General features: G+C 45.1%; 17 protein-coding genes. 6 read left to right on the forward strand and 11 right to left on the reverse strand.

Annotation, left to right across the window (positions count from 1 at the left end):
• Window positions 1-168: 168 nt before the first annotated feature.
• Both X919_RS0102240 and X919_RS0102245 read right to left on the reverse strand, forming a co-directional pair.
• Window positions 169-1,053, reverse strand: coding sequence for a hypothetical protein (locus tag X919_RS0102240; protein WP_028898854.1), 885 nt, complete (start codon window positions 1,051-1,053; stop codon window positions 169-171).
• A 24-nt stretch (window positions 1,054-1,077) separates the two neighbouring features.
• Window positions 1,078-1,833 (reverse strand): RNA methyltransferase, encoded by a 756-nt coding sequence (locus X919_RS0102245; protein WP_028898855.1) that lies wholly within the window; start codon window positions 1,831-1,833, stop codon window positions 1,078-1,080.
• Window positions 1,834-1,906: 73 nt separating this feature from the next.
• Between X919_RS0102245 and X919_RS0102250 the strand changes: the two genes are divergently transcribed.
• The 5 genes from X919_RS0102250 (at window position 1,907) to rplT (ending at window position 6,775) form a co-directional block, all read left to right on the forward strand.
• A complete protein-coding gene (locus X919_RS0102250) occupies window positions 1,907-4,120 on the forward strand; it encodes a translocation and assembly module lipoprotein TamL (RefSeq protein ID WP_028898856.1) in 2,214 nt (737 codons plus the stop codon).
• A 168-nt stretch (window positions 4,121-4,288) separates the two neighbouring features.
• Window positions 4,289-5,317: a UDP-glucose 4-epimerase GalE gene (gene galE / locus X919_RS0102255; protein WP_028898857.1), complete on the forward strand. Its 1,029-nt coding sequence runs from the start codon at window positions 4,289-4,291 to the stop codon at window positions 5,315-5,317.
• A gap of 118 nt (window positions 5,318-5,435) precedes the next feature.
• Window positions 5,436-6,131: a translation initiation factor IF-3 gene (gene infC, locus X919_RS0102260; protein WP_028898858.1), complete on the forward strand. Its 696-nt coding sequence runs from the start codon at window positions 5,436-5,438 to the stop codon at window positions 6,129-6,131.
• Window positions 6,132-6,195: 64 nt separating this feature from the next.
• Entirely contained in the window at window positions 6,196-6,393 is a 198-nt protein-coding gene (rpmI, locus tag X919_RS0102265; protein ID WP_004380008.1) for a 50S ribosomal protein L35, read from the forward strand.
• Between the two features lie 37 nt (window positions 6,394-6,430).
• Complete coding sequence (gene rplT / locus X919_RS0102270) at window positions 6,431-6,775, forward strand: 50S ribosomal protein L20 (protein ID WP_004380007.1); 345 nt, start codon at window positions 6,431-6,433, stop codon at window positions 6,773-6,775.
• A gap of 88 nt (window positions 6,776-6,863) precedes the next feature.
• Here rplT and mnmE read toward each other — a convergent pair whose 3' ends face one another.
• The 7 genes from mnmE to lon form a co-directional block, all read right to left on the reverse strand.
• Entirely contained in the window at window positions 6,864-8,219 is a 1,356-nt protein-coding gene (gene mnmE / locus X919_RS0102275; RefSeq protein ID WP_028898859.1) for a tRNA uridine-5-carboxymethylaminomethyl(34) synthesis GTPase MnmE, read from the reverse strand.
• 1 nt (window position 8,220) lies between these two features.
• Complete coding sequence (locus X919_RS0102280; RefSeq protein ID WP_028898860.1) at window positions 8,221-9,096, reverse strand: nucleoside phosphorylase; 876 nt, start codon at window positions 9,094-9,096, stop codon at window positions 8,221-8,223.
• Window positions 9,097-9,109: 13 nt separating this feature from the next.
• Window positions 9,110-9,982, reverse strand: a complete 873-nt coding sequence (locus tag X919_RS14600; protein WP_051502372.1) for a hypothetical protein — start codon at window positions 9,980-9,982, stop codon at window positions 9,110-9,112.
• Window positions 9,983-10,354: 372 nt separating this feature from the next.
• Window positions 10,355-11,989, reverse strand: a complete 1,635-nt coding sequence (locus X919_RS0102290; protein WP_028898861.1) for a DEAD/DEAH box helicase — start codon at window positions 11,987-11,989, stop codon at window positions 10,355-10,357.
• A gap of 8 nt (window positions 11,990-11,997) precedes the next feature.
• Window positions 11,998-13,272: an LptF/LptG family permease gene (locus X919_RS0102295; protein ID WP_028898862.1), complete on the reverse strand. Its 1,275-nt coding sequence runs from the start codon at window positions 13,270-13,272 to the stop codon at window positions 11,998-12,000.
• A 6-nt stretch (window positions 13,273-13,278) separates the two neighbouring features.
• A complete protein-coding gene (gene tgt / locus X919_RS0102300; RefSeq protein ID WP_028898863.1) occupies window positions 13,279-14,406 on the reverse strand; it encodes a tRNA guanosine(34) transglycosylase Tgt in 1,128 nt (375 codons plus the stop codon).
• Window positions 14,403-16,862 carry an endopeptidase La gene (lon, locus tag X919_RS0102305; protein ID WP_028898864.1) on the reverse strand — a complete coding sequence of 820 codons (2,460 nt, stop codon included), beginning with the start codon at window positions 16,860-16,862 and terminating at the stop codon, window positions 14,403-14,405. The genes tgt and lon overlap by 4 nt, the downstream gene beginning before the upstream one ends.
• A 145-nt stretch (window positions 16,863-17,007) precedes the next feature.
• Here lon and X919_RS0102310 point away from each other — a divergent pair, with 145 nt between their 5' ends.
• Window positions 17,008-17,706 carry a tRNA1(Val) (adenine(37)-N6)-methyltransferase gene (locus X919_RS0102310; protein ID WP_028898865.1) on the forward strand — a complete coding sequence of 233 codons (699 nt, stop codon included), beginning with the start codon at window positions 17,008-17,010 and terminating at the stop codon, window positions 17,704-17,706.
• 144 nt (window positions 17,707-17,850) lie between these two features.
• On the opposite strand, the gene X919_RS0102315 is transcribed toward X919_RS0102310, so the two are convergent.
• Entirely contained in the window at window positions 17,851-18,477 is a 627-nt protein-coding gene (locus tag X919_RS0102315) for a DedA family protein (RefSeq protein WP_028898866.1), read from the reverse strand.
• Window positions 18,474-20,054, reverse strand: coding sequence for a tetratricopeptide repeat protein (locus tag X919_RS0102320; RefSeq protein ID WP_028898867.1), 1,581 nt, complete (start codon window positions 20,052-20,054; stop codon window positions 18,474-18,476). Before X919_RS0102320 ends, X919_RS0102315 begins: the two co-directional genes overlap by 4 nt.
• Window positions 20,055-20,062 lie beyond the last annotated feature (8 nt).

The following is a 20,062-nucleotide window of genomic DNA, read 5'->3' on the forward strand; positions in this document are numbered from 1 at the left end:
TCTCGTGCGAACGACCCTCGATTGTTACGGGAAATTTTTTTTCTCGTGCGAACGACCCTCGATTGTTACGAGAAATTTTTTTTCTCGTGCGAACGACCCTCCGAACCAACGAAAAAATATATTTTCTTGACGTATGTAGCCTTGCGGCAACGGAAAAAGAATCTTGTTTTAACGCAGATGCTGCTGTTGCTGCTTTTCGAGGGTGCGTTGTTCAGCGGCGCCATACATGAAATATTCGAATGTGGCATAGACGTTGAGCAATTGAAACAGCAGCAGGCCAATGAGCGTGCAGACGGCAAACATCATGGGAACGAAGTAGGCGGGTAACCCATTGACATCGCCTTGCAGCATGCCGACGGCATTGAGATAGTAAGCATTGAGCACTATTTTCACGGGGATGCTGATGAGATAGTAGGCCACGCCGCAGAGGAAGCAGATGGCCGCTTGATTGGAAACGAGGTAACCCCAGTTGTGCAGGCCAGTTGTGCAAGCCTCTTTCAAGGCTTTGCGCAGGGGCAGGGTGGGGGTGATGATGTATTTTGTGAACGCGAAATTTAGCGGACAGAATGGTAGCAGCAGGATGAAGGTGAGGGTGTATTTGATAATCTCAATATTTTGCGTATCGTTTAAATCATTTTCCTGGATGAGCGATGGCCATAGCGTTTGCACACCCTGTTGTGCCACGTCAATCAATAAATAGAGCACCAGGGCGAGTAGGGCAAACGTGAGGGCGGCAATGAGGTTGCGCTTGATGCAGCGTGTGCGCGGTTGCTTGTGGAGCTTTCCAAAGACAATGGCCATGGCAACGGCTGGCAGTAGCAGGGCTAAGGGCAATGCCACGAGGCTCGATAGCATGGGCAGCAGCGATGGGGCATCGGTATTAGCGACGAGGACGTCGGCACCAGCAAAAAGCAGCGTGGTGAAGGCCATGGCTGCCACGAGATAGGGGATTAGCGTTTTGTAGAACAGCGTGGGATAGTGTTGCAGCAGCGTGTTGATGGTGGTCTTCATGTTGGCCAGCACGCTGCGTGTTTTGAATAAATTTTCGTTCATCGTTTTATGGATTTTGATGTTGCGTTATAAAAATGTTTGTCGGCGAAACTCCGAGCACACGATGGCTGTAGCAATGGCCACGTTGAGCGATTCGGCCTTGTTGGTGGCCGTTGAGCAATTAGGGATGAGCAGCCGCTGATTGACCCATGCGCGTGTTTCGGGCGACAGGCCGTTGCCCTCGTTGCCCATGATGATGATGCCCGTGGGCGACAGCGTCTTTTGATAGATGTTTTCACCATCCAACATCGTGCCGTAGATGGGGAAATTGTGGGGCAACGCAGCCAGCAGAGCGGGAAGCTCGGTGTAGTGAATTGCCACGTGAGCAATGCTGCCCATGGTGGCTTGCACCACTTTGGGATTGTAGGCTTCGGCGGTGTTGGGCGAACAAAAGATGTGCGCGATGCCAAACCAGTCGGCCATGCGGATGATGGTGCCTAAATTGCCGGGGTCTTGAATGCCGTCGAGGGCAAGCGAAAGTTGTGTGAGCGGAATGTCGAAGTCGCTGACGTCGGGGTAGGGGAAGAGGCCCAACACCTGTTGCGGATGTTGCAGCAAGCTCACGCTTTGCAGCTCGTCTTCGCTCACAATGTGCAATGCTGTGGTTTGTGGCACTTCGTGTGTGGCCACCCATTCTTCGGTAGCAACGAGGGTGTGGGCCGGCATCACGGCCAGCAAATCGCCCACTACCTTGTGACCTTCAGCGATGAAGAGCCGCTCGCGAAGCCTATTCTTCTTCAACTGAAGCGACTTGATAAATTTGATTTTCGCTTTGCTAATCATACTTGCAAAGGTAGCAATTTTCGGGCAAAGCGCATTTTGTTATTCGTAGAAAATGTGCTAACTTTGCGCCGCTATGAGGTATTGCAAGATTTATAGTGTGCTCGTTGCAACGTTGCTGACGGCATGTAGTGCATCGAAGTTCGTTCCCGAGAATCAATATATGCTCGAGAGCGTGAAGATAAAATCCGACCGAAAGGATTTGGATGCCTCTACGCTCAGTGCCTATGTGCGGCAAACGGCCAATTCAAAATGGTTTTCGTTGTTCAAAATTCCGTTGGGCACCTATGCGTTGGCTGGGCGCGACTCAACGAAATGGATGAATCGCACGTTGAAGCATATCGGTGAAGCCCCCGTGATTTTCGATACAGTGCAAGCACGCTTATCGGTGCAAGATTTGACGGCGGCCATGCGCAACATGGGCTATATGCAGGCTCAAACACAGCTCACGACAACCGTGAAGGGAAAAAAGATAAAGGTGGTGTATCAACTGCATCCCGGAGAGCCTTATCTGATCCATGCGCTGAAATATGATATTCAAGATAGTGTGATTGCGGCTTTGCTGGCACGCAAAGACAAACACGATATGTTTAAACCCTCTTTAACAGCTGGGAGCCGATTTACGGTGGATGCTTTGAATGCCGAACGCAAGAATATTACAGATTTTTTATTGAATCACGGTTACTACAAGTTTCATCGTGATTTCATACAATATAGTGCCGATTCGGCGCGCAATAGTCACGATATTAATATCACATTGCATCTGTTGCCCTATCGTACGAATGAGCAAAAACACGATACGCTGCATCCGTGCTATGTCATCGATAGTATTTATTATCGCACGAATGAAGATGGAGGAACGATGCGGCTACGTAGAAGTGTGTTGCGTAATGCTACGATGCTCGATGCGCATGAACCTTACGATGCTAATAAATTGGATCAAACCTACAACAAATTTGCACGTTTCCAGGCTGTAAAATACACCAATATCACCTTTAGGGAACGTCCCGATACAATCTTGTTGGATTGCGAAATTTTGTTGAACACCAATAAAGCCAACACCCTATCTTTTCAGCCCGAAGGCACAAATACGGCTGGCGATTTGGGAGCTGCAGCCAGTTTGACATGGGAAAATCGTAATCTTTTTCGAGGTTCAGAGGTATTGATCATGCAATTGCGTGGCGCTTTCGAAGCTATTCGTGGGTTGGAAGGCTACAAAAATCAAAACTACGTAGAATATGGTTTTGAAACCAAGTTGCAGTTTCCTCGTTTCTTAGCACCATTCCTTTCGCGCACATTTAAACGTCGAAGCTTGGCAACATCAGAATTGGCAACGGGCTATAATTTGCAAAATCGTCCCGAGTTCCATCGACGAGTCTTCTCTGCGGCATGGCGTTATCGGTGGGCAGAGCCCCATCATCACATAAGCTATCGTGCCGATGTGTTGGATTTGAGTTATGTTTATATGCCTTGGATTAGTGCAACTTTTAAACATGATTACTTGGATGGAACAACCAATCGCAATGCTATCCTGCGTTATAATTATGAGGACTTGTTCATCATGAAGATTGGAACGGGATTGACCTATAATGATAATGTGAATGTTGTGCGTGCAAATATTGAAACGGCAGGAAATATTCTCAATGGATTGTCGCATTTGTTTCGTTTTAAACAGAATGCCAATCAGCAGGCTACCTTATTTAATATTGCTTTTGCACAGTATGTGAAATTTGATGTAGACTATACTCATTTAATTTGTTTTGACGCGCGCAATGCTTTGGCTATGCACATGGGATTAGGTGTTGCGTGGCCCTATGGCAATAGCACTATCCTGCCTTTTGAAAAACGTTATTTTTCGGGTGGTGCCAATAGTGTGCGTGGTTGGAGTGTTAGAGAATTAGGACCAGGAAAGTTTAAGGGCTCAGGAGGGCGTATAGACTTCATTAATCAGACGGGCGATATGAAGTTAGATTTGAATGTAGAGTATCGAACGTATTTGTTTTGGAAGTTTAATGGTGCCGCTTTCATAGATGCTGGTAATATTTGGACATTGCGCAACTATGTTGATCAGCCTGGTGGGCAGTTTAAATTTGAAACGTTCTATAAACAAATTGCCGTGTCTTATGGTTTAGGGCTCCGTCTGAATTTCGATTATTTTATTCTGCGTTTTGATATGGCAATGCGCGCCATCAATCCTGCCTATAGCGATGAGCATGAACATTATCCTATCTTTAATCCTAAGTTTAGCCGTGATTTTGCTTTTCATTTTGCCGTTGGGTTGCCATTTTAACGATGACGTTATCTTTGTTTTGACGCAGTAAATGTGAATGTGTAAGTATTGGAATATGCTACAGGAGAAAGTTTGAAAGGTTACTTGAAGGCTATGTAAATTAACATTAAAACGAGAGTACAATGAAATAATTTATATAACTTTGCGCAAATCTAAATCATTCATTTTATGAGACAAACTATATTAGTAACAGGAGGTACTGGTTTCATAGGTTCACATACGGTAGTTGAATTAATGGAAGCTGGTTATGAGGTTGTGATTATTGATAATCTCAGTAATTCAAAAATTGAAGTTCTTGATGGTATTGCGCAGATTACAGGAAAGAAACCTGCATTCGAAAAGGTTGATTTACGTGATAAGGAGGCTACGGAAGATGTTTTTAAGAAGTATCCTCATATTGCGGGTATCATTCATTTTGCTGCATCAAAGGCTGTGGGGGAGAGTGTACAAAAGCCACTACTTTACTATCGAAACAATATCGTTTCGCTGATTAATCTCTTAGAGTTAATGCCACAATATGGTGTAAAAGGTTTTATCTTCTCTTCGAGTTGTACTGTTTATGGACAACCGAAGCCTGAAAATCTGCCTGTAACCGAGGAAGCTCCTCATCAAAAGGCTACATCACCCTATGGTAATACGAAAGAAATTAATGAGCAAATTATCTATGACTATATTCATAGTGGTGCAGATATCAAAAGTATAGTGTTGCGTTATTTTAATCCTATCGGTGCCCATCCCACTGCTCTTATCGGTGAATTGCCTAATGGTGTCCCGGCTAATTTAATTCCTTTTGTGACGCAAACTGCTGCAGGAATTCGCAAGGAATTGACTATCTTTGGGAACGATTACAATACGCCCGATGGTACTTGTATTCGCGATTATATCTACGTGGTTGATTTGGCTAAAGCACATGTCGCTGCAATGAAACGTGTTTTGAATACAAATGCAGAATCAATAGACTACTTCAATATAGGAACAGGAAAAGGGAATACAACAAAGGAAATAGTTGACACCTTCGAAAAGGCAACAGGGGTCAAAGTGAATTGGAAATACGGACCACGGCGTGAAGGTGATATTGAAAAGATTTGGGGGGATTGTTCTAAGGCTAATGCTGTTTTAGGATGGAAAGCAGAAACCTCATTAAATGAGGTCTTAGCTACGGCATGGAAGTGGCAGCAAAAGTTGATGAAGGATTAATCCTTATGACTTAACGGCTTGGATGGATTATTAAAAAATAGTTTTAAAATTTGGTTTATAATTTGAAAAGTACTACCTTTGCAGCCGTTTGATATTTAAACAGACAGAGAATTATTGGATGAAGAATGACAAATTAAAAAATCAGTATCGTGTCAATGAACAGATACGTGTGCGTGAAGTTCGCATAGTCGGGGATGAAGGCTCTGAGGTCGTCTCAACAAAGAAGGCATTAGATATGGCTCGTCAGCAAGGAGTAGATCTTGTTGAAATTTCCCCCAATGCCCAACCTCCTGTTTGTCGTCTCATCGATTATTCAAAGTTTTTGTATCAACAAAAGAAGCATCAAAAAGAAATTAAACAGAAGCAAGTTAAAGTTGAAGTAAAAGAGATTCGTTTTGGTCCACAAACTGATGAGCATGACTATAACTTTAAGTTGAAGCATGCAAAAGAGTTTTTGGAAGATGGGAATAAGGTGCGTGCTTATGTTTTCTTCCGCGGTCGCTCTATTCTATTTAAGGAGCAGGGAGAAGTACTCCTGCTGCGGTTTGCGAATGATTTAGAAGAGTTTGGTAAGGTTGAACAGATGCCTCGTCTTGAAGGAAAGAAGATGTTTTTGTTCATAGCGCCGAAGAAGTCTGGAGTAGCAAAGAAGAGCCAGCAAAAACTCGATCGTGAGAAGAGAGATGCAGAAGCAAAGTTAGCTAATGATATCCAACGCGAAGCCAATCTTGAACAAACGGGCTTATTTGCGAATGCTAAGAATGGAGATAAGGCACTTGATAAATTAAAAGATAGTGCCGTCACAAATGAATAAAAAGAGTGCGTAACGCCAGGTATATGCGTTGCCACGATTATTAATAATAATAAAAAGTAAAAAAATGCCTAAAGTTAAGACAAATTCTGGTGCAAAGAAACGTTTTTCTTTCACTGGTACTGGTAAGGTTAAAAGACATCATGCCTACCATAGTCACATTCTGACTAAAAAGACAAAGAAGCAAAAGCGAAATCTTGTTCATCAAACATTAGTAGACCGCACGAATATGAAGCAAGTGCGTGATTTGCTTTGTTTGCGTTAATTCACTTTTTAGTAGAAAACATTAAAGAAGAAAAATTATGCCAAGATCAGTAAATCATGTTGCTTCAAAAGCAAAGAGAACAAGAATTCTGAAGCTCACAAAAGGTTATTATGGAGCAAGAAAGAATGTTTGGACAGTAGCAAAAAATACTTGGGAGAAAGGTCTTACGTATGCTTATCGCGATCGTAGAAACAAGAAGCGTAATTTCCGTGCTTTGTGGATACAACGTATTAACGCTGCAGCTCGCCTTGAGAATATGAGTTATTCTACATTGATGGGTGCTTTGCATAAAGCTGGTATCGAAATCAATCGTAAGGTTCTTGCAGACTTAGCTGTAAATAATCCTGAAGCTTTTAAAGCAATTGTAGATAAGGTAAAATAACAATATTATTTTATACAGATAGATCAAAAGGGGATATATGCAAATATATCCCCTTTTATTAATGTATTTATTAAGCCTGTTTCTGATATTATTTACCGATGCAGAAGTGTTTAAATATATTACCAAGAACTTCGTTGGGTGTTATTTGCCCTCCAGTTATCTCAGCTAATTGATTTAGACAAGTCCTTAGGTCTTCACTGATAAGGTCACCACTTAATTCTGATTCAATGCCATCAATCACTCTGAGTATCATTTCGTCGGCTCGAATAAGTGCTTCATAGTGGCGTGCATTAGTTAGAATAACACTACTCTCATTAATATCAGGTAGGTGGGCTGCTTGGAAAATGTGCTGCTCTAATTCGTGAATATTTTGTTGATGTTTGGCTGAAATAGCGATATCGATGGGAGGAAGAACTTTCTCCTTCTGCGGATTGAGGTCGACTTTGTTCTTCACAATGATGAGTTGCTTTCCTTGTGTGTGGTTCTCCATTTCCTTGAGCTCTTCTGTTGTTGGAGATTGCTCGACAACCCATAGAATGATTGTTGCCTCATTGAGCTTCTTATAAGTGCGTTCAATCCCCAGTTGCTCTATGGTGTCTTCGGTGTGTCGAAGGCCAGCCGTATCGATAAATCTAAATGTTATACCTTTTATTTCTGTTGTATCTTCAATCACATCGCGTGTTGTTCCATGAATATTGCTCACAATGGCTTTTTCTTCATGGAGCAAGCTGTTGAGCAGTGTGCTTTTTCCAACGTTTGTTTTTCCGATGATTGCCACAGGAACACCTTTCTTTACTGCTTTCCCCGTCTCGAAAGATTTTGTGAGACTTGCTATTCGTTGGTGAATTGTTTCAGCGAGGTTTCTTAGTTCTCCTCTATCAGCAAATTCCAATTCTTCGTGGTCAGAGAAATCCAATTCAAGCTCGAGTAGTGATGTGATGTGGAGCAGCATGTCGCGCAGCTTGGAGAGCTCATTGCTGAAATGTCCTCTGATTTGGCTGAGTGCCAGTTGGTGAGAGGCTTTGTTGCTTGCGGAAACTAAGTCGGCAACAGCTTCAGCCTGACTTAAATCCATTTTCCCATTGAGATAGGCTCGTTGCGTGTATTCGCCAGGCTGAGCCGACCTACATCCTTTATCGATGAGGGCTTGCATCACTTGATGGAGGATGTAGGCTGAGCCATGACACGAAATCTCTGTGCTATCTTCACCCGTATAGCTGTGCGGAGCTTTGTAGACGCTAATGACAACCTCATCGATGAGTTGTTGCTTTGCATTATAGAATTCTCCATAGTGCAAAGAGTTTCCCTTAGCATCGGAAAGGCTTTTCATACTTTTTGCTTTAAAGAGTTCGTCGGTGATGCGAATGGCTTTGTCACCGCTCACTCTGATGATGCCGATGGCTCCTCCGGCAGGTGTGGCAAGTGCACAGATGGTGTCGTTCATTTTAAATTCTATCTAAAACGAGTTCAATGAGTCCGTTGATGCTGTTTTTGTAATTCGCATTCACTTCTTTTGCCAATCGGTTGGCAATTACCATGCAGCATGTCATGGCTTTATGTCCCAGGAGGGCAGAAAGACCAGCCAAGGCCGAACTTTCCATTTCGAAGTTGGTGATGTGCAGACCCTGGTAAACAAACGATTCCACTTTCTCGTTCTGTTTGGGATCGGCGAGTGGAATGCGCAATTCGCGTCCTTGTGGTCCGAAGAATCCTCCGCATGCAATGGTAATTCCGCGCACCATATCGTTGGCTGCGATGCGGTCGACGAGTTCGGCGCAGGCATCGATGACATAAGGTGCAGCCAGCAATGGGCTCCAGTTCATGTGTGCTTTGAAAGCCTCTTCCAAGGGCAGGTCGCACACCTCGTTTCGGCCAGCATAGAAGTTGAGCAGGCCGTCGAAACCAATGCTTTTCACACTGGCGATGTAAGTGCCCGTTGGTGTGTTGGGTTGCAATCCGCCGCAGGTTCCTATTCTGACAAGCGTGAGTGTGCGATGCTCATTTTTCTCGGTGCGTGTTTCGAAATCAATGTTGGCTAAGGCATCGAGTTCATTCATCACGATGTCGATATTGTCGCAGCCGATACCTGTGCTCAGCACCATGAGTTTTTTTCCTTTGTAGGTGCCTGCAATAGTTTTAAACTCGCGGCTTTCCACTTCGAATGCAATTTCATCGAAATAGGATGCCACTAAGCTCACGCGTCCCGGGTCGCCCACGAGAATAATCTTGTCGGCGAGCTGTTGAGGTGTCAGATGCAAATGAAAAATGCTCCCATCTTCGTTGATGATGAGTTCCGAGGGTGCAAAAGTTTTTCTGTTCATAATGCGGTGGTTTTTATTTGTTGTTTTTAGATTTCATCAAATTTTTCAGTCGCAAGAGTGCTGCATTGCGATTGCCGTTCATCCAGGTGTCTTTAATCGATGTGATTTGCGCAAGCGACTCCAATTTTGTTTTGGGTAGCTGCATGTCGGCGTAAGTGAGCCGTTGACTTTTCGGTTCGAAGACATAGATGCACACCTTGTCGGCTGGCTGATTTCTGTCGGTGACGAGCCAGCCCAATTCGTGGAATTCATCGATAGCCAGCAGGTAGTCGTTGGCTTTAGAATTGTAGGGGAGCCCCATATTCTCGGGCGGCATAAATTTTTGTTCGTCGAGGTTATAACGCGTCATGAACAGGTCATATCCCCCCACGCTTTTACTGCCTTTGGCGCCAAAATAGAGTGTCACTCCGTCGCTCTGCATGAAAGGGTTGTTGGGCACTAAAAACTCGTCGGTGATGCCTGCCAAGCGCTCGGGAGTGACCCATTTTCCTTGGAGTTTATCGCTGCTGTAGAGGGCGGAATGCGTAGAATCGCCTTGCGCCAGAATGGCAAAATTACCAAAGCCATTTATAAAGGTAGTGAACGACTCGTCGATTTTCTTCTTCACGAATGTTGCCGTGGTACCCATCGTGCCCATTTCGTCGTTGAATGAAATATGCTGCAGGAATGTGGCTTTGTCGACCACCAAGCTATCAATGAACATGAGTTTTGCCGTGGCAGGCAGCAACTCTTGATAGAGCAGGCTTTCTGGCGAGGGCTGTTGTTTAGCGATGGTGTTTTTGCCACCTCTTGGCAACTGTGCTTTTCCGCGCTTCTGTGCCATTGCAGGTTGTAGACAGGCTATGGCTGCGGCGAGGATTGCGATGAATAGATGTTGTTGTTTCATTTCTTTTTCTGTGAAGCACAAAGTTAGTGAAAAATGTGCAGAAACATCGTGTTTGTGTGCTTAATTTATGTGCGGCGTACCCTACGCCGCACACTCTTTCGGTCAGTTCTATGCGGCGTAGGGTACGCCGCACACTTTTTCGGCCAGTTCTGTGCGGCGTAGGGTACGCCGCACACTTTTTGGCCCAGTTCTATGCGGCGTAGGGTACGCCGCACACTTTTTTGGCCAGTTCTGTGCGGCGTAGGGTACGCTGCACACTTTTTCGGCCAGTTCTGTGCGGCGTAGGGTACACCGCACGCTTTTTTGGCCAGTTCTATGCGGCGTAGCCGTTTTTCATATCCGCAGATTGTTGAGCGAATACTGCCTATTGGTTTATAGTTTAAGCAGTCGCTTGAAGAACTTGCGCACGATGTTCTCTTTCCTCGCAGGCTTGGGTGCGATGTTGGTGGTTGCCTTTTGGGGCTCAGCAGCGACATTGGGCTTTGCATTGCGCTTTTTGTAGTTGCCTTCAACGTTGCCGCGGCGCTTGTTGCGTGGGCGTTGTTCACCATTCTTTGTCTGTCGCTCGGTGTCGTTTGCTTTGCGCTCGTTGCGCTTGCGCGGTTGGTTTTCGGCAGTTGTTGTTGGCGCATTGCTGTCTCGGCGTGGCTGATTTCTGCGGCGATTGTGCGTGGGCTGTGGCTTGTTTTCGCTATTTTCGCCATGCTGTTCGCGCTGTTCAGACCTGTTTTGCGCATCTTGCTGCTGGTTGCGTTGCCGTCTGTTTTGTTGTTTCTTGTCTTTGTGTGCCGTTTGGTTACGGTCGTTGCGGCGACGATTTTTGGCCGAGTTGTTTTTGCGTGGGCGCTCTTCAGTGTTGTATTCGGGTGCTTGTCCGAGCTCTTCGGGCAGGGGCAGCTTCTCCACTTCGTTGCCCAAGAATTTTTCGATTTGCTGAAAATAGTAGGCATCGTCTTCAGAAACGAAGGTGATGGCTGTTCCGGTGCGGGCAGCACGAGCCGTGCGACCAATGCGGTGCACATAGTCCTCGGCATCGTGGGGCACGTCGTAGTTGATGACCATGGCGATGTCGTCGATGTCGATGCCGCGCGAAATCACGTCGGTAGCTACGAGCACATCAAACTGGCCGCTCTTGAATTTGAACATCACGTCGTCGCGGGTGGCTTGGTCGAGGTCTGAGTGCATCTCGCCACAATTGATGTGCTTGCGTTGCAGTGCTCCAGCCACTTGTTTCACCTTCATTTTGCTTCCGCAGAAGATGATGACGCGTTGCAAATCGTTATTCTTGAACAGCTGGTTGATGATGCCAATCTTCTGTCCTTCATGGCACACGTAGGCGCTCTGATGAATTTTTTCAGCGGGTTTGCTCACGGCTAATTTAATCACCTTGGGCTGCTTGAGCAACGTTTTGGCGAGTTCCTCAATCTTCTTGGGCATCGTGGCCGAGAACATAATGGTTTGACAATTCTTGGGTAGTTTCTTGGCAATCTTGAGGATGTCGTCCGAGAAGCCCATGTCTAACATGCGGTCGGCCTCGTCTAAGATGAAGAACGACACTTTGCTCAAATCAACGTTGCCCAAACTGATGTGGGAGATTAAGCGGCCTGGTGTGGCAATGACAACGTCGGCTCCCAACTGCAGGCTCTTGAGCTCTTGGTCGTAGCGGTTGCCATCGTTTCCGCCATAAACGGCCACGCTGCTCACGCCGTTGAGATAGTAGCCAAAGCCTTGCATGGCTTGGTCAATTTGTTGTGCCAGCTCGCGAGTGGGGCTCATGATGAGGCAGTTGATGGCTTTCTCGGGGTAGCCGCCATCATCGAGCTTGCTTAGAATGGGCAGCAAATAGGCTGCCGTTTTTCCAGTTCCCGTTTGCGCAACGCCCAGAATGTCGTTGCCATTTAAAATTTCGGGTATACACTTTTCCTGTACGGGTGTGCATTTCTCGAACCGCATATCATAGAGCGCATCGAGCACATTGTTGTTTAAATTTAATTCGTCGAAATACATAATTTTGTTTATTTGGGTGCATGTCGGTAGCAAAAATAGGCTACGACAGCAAAAATAATATTGGGTATCCAGGCTGCAATGATGGGTGGAAGATTGGCGTTGATGGCGAATGTCGATGAAACGGTTTGTAGCATGATGTAAATGAAGCTTAGAGCTAAACCGATTCCTAAATACAAGCCCATGCCCCCCTTGCGTTTCTTGGCCGAGAGCGAAAGCCCAATGACCGTGAGAATGAATGAGGCAAAGCTGGCTGCTATTCGCTTGTGGTATTCCACTTGGTATTGCACCACGTTGCTGGAACCCCTGTCTATTTGTTTTGAAATGTAATCACTTAATTGTGGACTGGTGAACGTCTCTTGCTGTCCTTTTGAATAAATCAGGTCGGTTGGCTCCATGAGAATGAGCGAGTCTTTCTTTGCACCGCTCTCAATCACTTCGCGATAGCCGTTAAATTTTCTGATTTTATAGTTTTGCAATGTCCAGTGGTATTTGGAATCGCTGATGGTGTCGTATTGGATTTCCATTGCCGTCAGGTGGCTAATGAGTTTCTTGCCATAGAACTTGTCCAACGAGAAGCCGTAACCACGCTTGGCATTGTTATCGTAGTGCTGAATGTAGGCCACCGTGCCACGTCCGACTTGCAGCATCACATTGTCGGCAGCCGTGTTGAGCTTTTTGTTCTTATAGAGCGACTCAAAGTTCTGTTTGATAATATTGCTGTGGGGAATAACGTAGCCACTGAGGTAGAACGAAACGGCAGAGATGAGAATGCACGAGAGCATGTAGGGGCGCATGAGCCGTTTAAATGAAACGCCTGCAGCAAGCATGGAAATGATTTCGCTGTTGCCTGCCAATTTTGATGTGAAGAAGATGACAGCAATGAAGACAAATAGTGGGCTGAAGAGGTTGGCAAAGTAGGGGATGAAATTAAGATAGTAATCGAAGATAATCGCTTTGAGCGGCGCATGATACTCGGTGAATTTTGCCAAGTTCTCGTTGATGTCGACAACAATGGAGATACTAATGATGAGCGCAATCGAATAGATGTAGGTGCCGATAAACTTCTTGATGATGTACCAATCTAATCGCTTAATGTAATGCAATGGATTGATAAAGTCTAACCATGAGAGGTGGCGCGCAACGAAAGCTATCGCCTCGAAAAGCCATGGCAGATGTCGCTTGAACCAGGCTATGACGTGTAGCGCCCATGTTGTGCGTTGTCCAATCCAACGCAACATACGATAACGCTTGTGATGTTTCCTTAATTCGCTAAAATCAACCATGTTTATTTATAAACGTTGTCCTAATCGCTCAATAACTGATTTCTTCCAAGTGATAAAATCGCCTTGTTGAATGTGCTGGCGCGCATCGGTTACTAAGCGCAGATAGAATGCTAAGTTGTGGATGCTGCCAATCTGCATGGCCAGCAGTTCCTTAGCTTTAAATAGATGGTGTAGATAGGCTTTAGAGGTGCATTTGTCGATGTCGCAACCATTGGTGTCAAGTGGTGAAAAGTCAGCTTCCCATTTCTTGTTGCGCATGTTCATCGTCCCTTCATAGGTGAAGAGTAGTGCATTCCGTCCGTTTCGTGTAGGCATGACGCAATCAAACATATCAACACCACGCTCGATAGCCTCTAAGATGTTTTGCGGCGTGCCCACACCCATGAGATAGCGTGGCTTGTCTTTGGGTAAGATGTCGTTTACCACTTCTATCATCTCATACATTACTTCTGTGGGTTCACCCACAGCCAATCCGCCAATGGCATTACCATCAGCACCCTTGTCAGCAATGAATTTTGCGGCCTCTTGGCGCAGATCCTTATAAGTGCATCCCTGGACAATGGGGAACAGGCTCTGTTGGTACCCATAGAGAGGTTGGGTTTCTTGAAATCTTTTCAAGCACTTGTCGAGCCATCGTTGTGTGAGTTGTAAGCTCTTTTTAGCATATTGATAATCGCTCTTTCCAGGAGGACATTCATCAAAAGCCATCATGATGTCAGCACCAATAATGCGTTCGGTGTCCATCACATTTTCTGGGGTAAAGATATGTTTACTTCCATCAATATGTGATTGGAACACACAGCCCTCTTCTGTGAGTTTACGAATACCAGTGAGTGAGAAAACCTGAAAACCACCACTATCGGTTAGAATTGGGCGTTGCCAACCATTGAACCCATGAAGTCCACCAGCTTTCTGCAAGATTTCGAGCCCTGGGCGCAAATAAAGATGGTAGGTGTTGCCCAAGATGATTTGTGCCTTCACCTGTTCGATGAGTTCGCTAAAATGCACCCCCTTTACGGTGCCCACAGTACCAACGGGCATGAAAATAGGAGTTAGAATCTGACCATGGTCGGTAGTGATTATACCAGCTCTGGCATTGCTCGAAGAATCGCAATATTGAACGTCGAAAGTCATTTCTTCTCTTCTTTTTCATCGGGGATAGTGAATGCCACGGCATTCTCCACGCGTTCGTCAGTCAAAGCAATATCCCATACCTCAAGGATGGTGTCGACATAATGGAATGTTAGACCTTCCAAATATTTAGCAGGAATCTCTTCTACATCCTTTTGATTATCTTTGCACATAACAATATCGGTGATACCCGCACGCTTTGCAGCTAATATCTTTTCTTTTATTCCGCCTACGGGAAGTACTTTCCCACGCAATGTAATCTCACCCGTCATGGCCAGATTCTTGTGTACTTTGCGTTGCGTGATGGCCGAAGCAATAGATGTTGCGATAGTGATGCCAGCTGAAGGACCATCTTTAGGTGTAGCACCTTCGGGCACATGGATATGAATATTCCAATAGTCGAATAAGCGGTAATCGATGTTGAGTTGTGCCACGTGAGCCTTTACATATTGCAGGGCAATCATGGCCGACTCTTTCATCACATCACCGAGGTTTCCCGTTAGCGTGAGTTTGCCGCCTCTCCCTTGGTTGAGGGATGTTTCGATGCATAGAATCTCACCTCCGACACTGGTCCAAGCTAAGCCTGTTACAACTCCTGCATCGTTGTTGCCTTGATAGATGTCACGGTAAAAAGGAGCTTTGCCTAAGAGTGCTTCTACACGAGTTGGGTCGATGTTTGTGTTGACAATAGTCCCCTTCACCTCTTCCTCATAAACCAGTTTGCGCAAAGCCTTATTAATCTGCTTTTCCAATTGGCGAACGCCACTCTCGCGGGTGTAGCGCTCAATCATAAAATCTAATGCGGCTTTGTTGAATTTAACTCGTGGGGCATGGCTGTCTAACCCTGTGTTCTTAAGTTCTTTGGGAACGAGATGGCGCTTGGCAATCTCAATCTTTTCCTCTGTAATATAGCCGCTTACTTCTATGATTTCCATGCGGTCTAATAGTGGGCGCGGGATAGTGTTTAAATCGTTTGCCGTAGCAATAAATAGCACCTTTGAAAGGTCATAATCCACATCTAAGTAGTTATCGTGGAATGCATTGTTTTGCTCAGGATCCAACACTTCCAGTAAAGCCGATGAGGGATCCCCATTGATGGTGTTTTGTGTTACTTTGTCAATTTCATCTAAGATGAAGACAGGATTGCAGGCTTCTGCCTTTTGGATACTTTTGATGATGCGTCCTGGCATAGCTCCAATATAGGTGCGGCGATGTCCACGAATTTCTGCCTCATCATGTACACCTCCTAACGACACACGTACATATTTGCGGTTCATAGCATCTGCGATGCTCCTGCCCAGTGATGTTTTACCAACTCCAGGAGGACCATAAAGGCAGAGGATGGGAGATTTTAAATCCCCCCGCCGTTTTAGTACCGATATGTATTCGAGGATACGTTCTTTTACTTTCTCCATGCCATAGTGATCGCGGTCGAGTATCTTAATGGCCTTTTTTATATTGAGGTCATCTTTAGTATAAATACCCCAAGGCAGATTGACCATGTTTTGGAGGTAGTTGAGCTGTACGCTATATTCTGGGCTTTGTGGATTATAAAGCTCCAGCTTATCGATCTCGCGTTCAAAGATGGCCGCCACATTGTCATTCCATTTTTTTTCGGAGGCTTTCTCGCGTAGTTCTTTCACTTCGGGCGATCCTTCTCCGTGCCCAAGTTCCTCTTTAATATTTTTAATTTGCTGCTGCAAGAAGTATTCGCGCTGCTGTTCGTCAAGATCCATACGTGTCTTCTGTTGAATATCTTGCTTGAGCTTCAGCAGTTGGATTTCTCGTTCGAGAGCTTTCAATAAACTAAATGCACGTTCCGAGATGTCATCTTTCTCGAGCAGTTTAATTTTGTTTTTGATGGGTAGTGGCAGATTACAGCAAATGTAGTTGATGCCAATCACGCTATGCCGAATGCTCGAGAGGGCATATTGTGCTTCATCGGGCATCTCATCGTTGAGGCTGATATAATTGCTGGCACTCTTCTTTACGGTTTCATAGAGGGCATTAAATTCTTTGTTAAGCATGGGCATCTGGTCAGCATAGGGTGTTACCTCACCCAAATAGAACTTCTTTCCTTTGTTGAGCGATGTCAGATGGCAACGGCCCAAGGCCTGTACTATGGCGGTGAAGTTGCCTCCAGGACCAGGCATGTCAATGAGCTTTACAAGCTTTCCATAAACACCTGTGTGATAAACATCTGTGTAGGTAGGATTGTCAACATTTGAATCGCGTTGACAAACAATGGCGCAAACGGCATCGGAGTGTTTATCTAAATATTTCACCAATTGCACGCTTGATTCGCGTCCTACTAGGATTGGCGTTACAATTCCCGGAAAAACAATTAGATTGCGTGTGGTTAGTACCGGAATTTCACCTGTTATCTCTGTGTTGAGAAGGTTTGAAATGTCGCCATCATAGTCTGCGATCATTTGTATCAATGTATTTTTATTGCTCATTCGTGATTAAAATAACTATTGTGTGCAAAGGTACGTATTTTAATTAGATTTTTGACTTGCACATGATGATTTTCCTTGTATAGGTCGGCAAAATGCGACAAATGTATAAAATAAACGGCCATTTTTAACGTTAAAGAATTAGGTTATGAGCAATTCTTATTTCCAATTTAAAGAGTTTACGATTCATCAGGAGGCATGTGGCATGAAGGTGGGTACTGATGGCGTGCTGCTGGGCGCATGGGCAAAGGGTGGGCAGAATATGTTAGATATCGGTACGGGCACAGGCTTAGTAGCGTTGATGTTGGCACAGCGCTACAGATTGTCGCGCGTGGTGGGCATTGAGATTGATGAAGCCTCATTCCTGCAGGCACAGCGCAATGTTGCAGATAGTCCGTTTGCTTCGCGTGTGATGGTGGTTCACAAGGCTTTGCAGCAATTCTCGCCTGATGAAACGTTTGACAGCATAGTAAGCAATCCACCATTCTTTGTCGATGCATTGCGGGCTTCGGGGGCAAGTCGCTGTGTAGCACGCCATGCAGATATGCTTTCTTATGCTGATTTATTTGCAGGTGTGACTCGGTTGTTATCTGCAGAGGGTTCCTTTTCTGCCATCATCCCAGCTGATTGTGCTACTGCTTTTGTGGCAGAGGCTTATCATCATGGTTTGGTACCTACGCGACGGTGTGGTATAAAGACATCGGAATATAAGCCTGTCAAGCGCTATCTGTTGCAGTTTGATCGCAAGCCTGTTTACCCCTTGACAGAAGAAACGGCGGTCATGATGATGGGAAACCAACAATCGCCTTGGTATGCGGCGCTCACTCATGACTTTTATATGCGCTGATAAATCTACTGATAAATTCATACTACTGATTATACAATTATTTTTCTTATAGTAGTGGTTTGTCTATGATGAACACTGCATAGAAAGAAGTGGTACATGCAGTGTGCACCACTTTCTTGTTTGCCTATATTTTTCTTATTACGCTTAATGCTTTTTACCCTTACACATGCGTTTGAAGAGCAAATAGAGGAGTCCGATGATGATGAGCCCGATGATGACGAATTTTATGTACTCACCATAGCGCTCGATTTCGCTCTGTAACTGACTCTCTGGCACCACTGTGTGAAGGTACCATCCCAACGCAGCCAGGATACAGTTCCATGCGCCAGCACCGAGTGTAGTATAGAGTAGGAATTGCCAGTATTTCATTTTGGCTAAACCTGCAGGGATAGAAATGAGATGGCGGATGCCTGGAATGAGGCGGCCCGTGATGGTGGCCACCATGCCGTGGTCATAGAAATATTTCTCACTGTGCTCTACCTTTTGCTGATTGAGCAGGCAGAGCTTCCCCCATTTGCTGTTAGCAAAACGATAGATGATGGGGCGTCCTAAGTAGTAGCCCGCAAGATAGTTGATGGTGGCACCGCAGTCGGCTCCAATGGTGGCAAACAAAATCACCAACCAAATGTTGAGGTTTCCGCCAGCGGCATGATAGGCAGCAGGCGAAACAACGAGCTCAGAAGGGACGGGAATGACCGTACTTTCTAAAAGCATGAGCAGCCAAATCGTGCCATAATTGAGGTTGCCTAAGAGGCTTGTAATCCAATTCATGTTTCTTCGTTTTCGTTATCATTTTCGTCTTCATCTTCTTCGACGGAGTAATTATATTTGTCTAAAAGATATTTTAGATTGACATAGTATTTTCCAGGGTCTGAGCCCAGAGGAACAGGCTCAATGTTGTCCACCAGTACACAGATGGCATCTTGGTCGCCGGCCTCGAACACACGACACATACAGAAATAACTATCGTAGGGATTCTTGTGGAACCGATAGAAGAGGGCTTTATAAGCCTCAAATGTAGGTCTTTTCGATGCTTCTATATCGCTAAAAAGATACGTCACGATCTCGCTTCCTGCTTCATCATCACCTTCGCTGAAAAACCGATCCATCATCTCGAAGAGTCTGTTGAGGATGATTTCATCATTATAGCCCTCTTGGTAAATTTCCATGAGAGTATTGATGGCCCAGAAATATTCGAAATACTCAAGGGCGATATCCACAGCTTCAAAGGTGGTTTCCATTGGATCATAGATATCGCTCTCTTTCAAGGCTTCTAAGCATTCGATAGCTTCATTGTCGCGGTTTAAATGGAAAAGGGCAGTGGCCTTATCTTTCATTACGCGTTCAAATTCGTCGTTGTAAGGCAACCCATCTTCTTCGGCACGCTCGAACATTCCGACAGCATCTTCGTAATTCTTTAACATGACGGATACACTCCCCATTCCCGACATCAGCTTGTAATCAATGTGATAACTTTTATCTTTGAGCATGTGGTTGAAACAATCCATGGCTTCATAGGGCTGATGTCGCTTCAGATAGCATTTGCCTTTAGTGTACCACGCTGTGCTTAGCTCGGGATTGATAGCTAACGCAAACTCGCAACTCTCAAAACTCTCTTTGTATTGCTTTGTCTTGTATTGTGTCTCGGCCAAGTAGCCCCAGTCGAAAGCAGAATAAGGCTGCCGCTCAACTAATTTTTTGTGCACTTTTGCAGCATCGGCATAGCGCAGCCGATTCCATTTGATGGTAGCCAATAAGTCAAAATAGTCACTATCTTCCTTGTCTTTGCAGCGTGAGAGCCATTCATCGGCACGTTTGGGTAGGAGCAACCTATCGAAGCTCTCTGCAATTTCCATATAGGCTTCGTCGGAAAGTTCTATGTTATGGTTGGCAACGTGCTGCCACAACCGCTCGTCAGCCGCATCATTTTCATTGTGTTTCCAAATGCTGTCGGTTGTCTTCTTTAATAGGACTCGTGCCAAGGTTAGCACGTAGTCCTCAGTATCTTGATCTGAAATACGCTCTACAAGCTCTTTGGCTTCAGTAAGATATTGTTGATTGAGATTGGTTTCGTGAAAGAAGTATTTTTCTTCGTCAACCTTATCTAATAACAATTCTATCTTATAATTCAAGAAGTCATCGTCATCTGGAAAAAGCTGTAGTGCGTAATCCACAGCCTCTTCAGCCGCCTGATCATCACCCTCATCGTATTGATAGTGTTGTGCGATGTCCCAAAGAAGTGTTGAGTCAATGTAGACAATCTTTCCCTCCTTTTGGGCGTTTTCATATTGCAATAGTGCCTGTTGCAAGGTGGCTTCGTCGCTCAAGTCAAGTGGATTCGGGGACATGGTGTGCG

The organism is Prevotella sp. HJM029 (assembly GCF_000599605.1).
Lineage (GTDB): Bacteria > Bacteroidota > Bacteroidia > Bacteroidales > Bacteroidaceae > Prevotella.

Coding starts and splice junctions, on each gene's coding strand:
- X919_RS0102310 (WP_028898865.1), top strand. CDS start 17,008: ATGAGCAATTCTTATTTCCAATTTAAAGAGTTTACGATTCATCAGGAG.
- X919_RS0102250 (WP_028898856.1), top strand. CDS start 1,907: ATGAGGTATTGCAAGATTTATAGTGTGCTCGTTGCAACGTTGCTGACG.
- X919_RS0102245 (WP_028898855.1), bottom strand. CDS start 1,833: ATGATTAGCAAAGCGAAAATCAAATTTATCAAGTCGCTTCAGTTGAAG.
- X919_RS14600 (WP_051502372.1), bottom strand. CDS start 9,982: ATGAAACAACAACATCTATTCATCGCAATCCTCGCCGCAGCCATAGCC.
- lon (WP_028898864.1), bottom strand. CDS start 16,862: ATGAGCAATAAAAATACATTGATACAAATGATCGCAGACTATGATGGC.
- X919_RS0102320 (WP_028898867.1), bottom strand. CDS start 20,054: ATGTCCCCGAATCCACTTGACTTGAGCGACGAAGCCACCTTGCAACAG.
- X919_RS0102280 (WP_028898860.1), bottom strand. CDS start 9,096: ATGAACAGAAAAACTTTTGCACCCTCGGAACTCATCATCAACGAAGAT.
- mnmE (WP_028898859.1), bottom strand. CDS start 8,219: ATGAACGACACCATCTGTGCACTTGCCACACCTGCCGGAGGAGCCATC.
- tgt (WP_028898863.1), bottom strand. CDS start 14,406: ATGACTTTCGACGTTCAATATTGCGATTCTTCGAGCAATGCCAGAGCT.
- rplT (WP_004380007.1), top strand. CDS start 6,431: ATGCCAAGATCAGTAAATCATGTTGCTTCAAAAGCAAAGAGAACAAGA.
- X919_RS0102315 (WP_028898866.1), bottom strand. CDS start 18,477: ATGAATTGGATTACAAGCCTCTTAGGCAACCTCAATTATGGCACGATT.
- rpmI (WP_004380008.1), top strand. CDS start 6,196: ATGCCTAAAGTTAAGACAAATTCTGGTGCAAAGAAACGTTTTTCTTTC.
- X919_RS0102240 (WP_028898854.1), bottom strand. CDS start 1,053: ATGAACGAAAATTTATTCAAAACACGCAGCGTGCTGGCCAACATGAAG.
- X919_RS0102295 (WP_028898862.1), bottom strand. CDS start 13,272: ATGGTTGATTTTAGCGAATTAAGGAAACATCACAAGCGTTATCGTATG.
- X919_RS0102290 (WP_028898861.1), bottom strand. CDS start 11,989: ATGTATTTCGACGAATTAAATTTAAACAACAATGTGCTCGATGCGCTC.
- galE (WP_028898857.1), top strand. CDS start 4,289: ATGAGACAAACTATATTAGTAACAGGAGGTACTGGTTTCATAGGTTCA.
- infC (WP_028898858.1), top strand. CDS start 5,436: ATGAAGAATGACAAATTAAAAAATCAGTATCGTGTCAATGAACAGATA.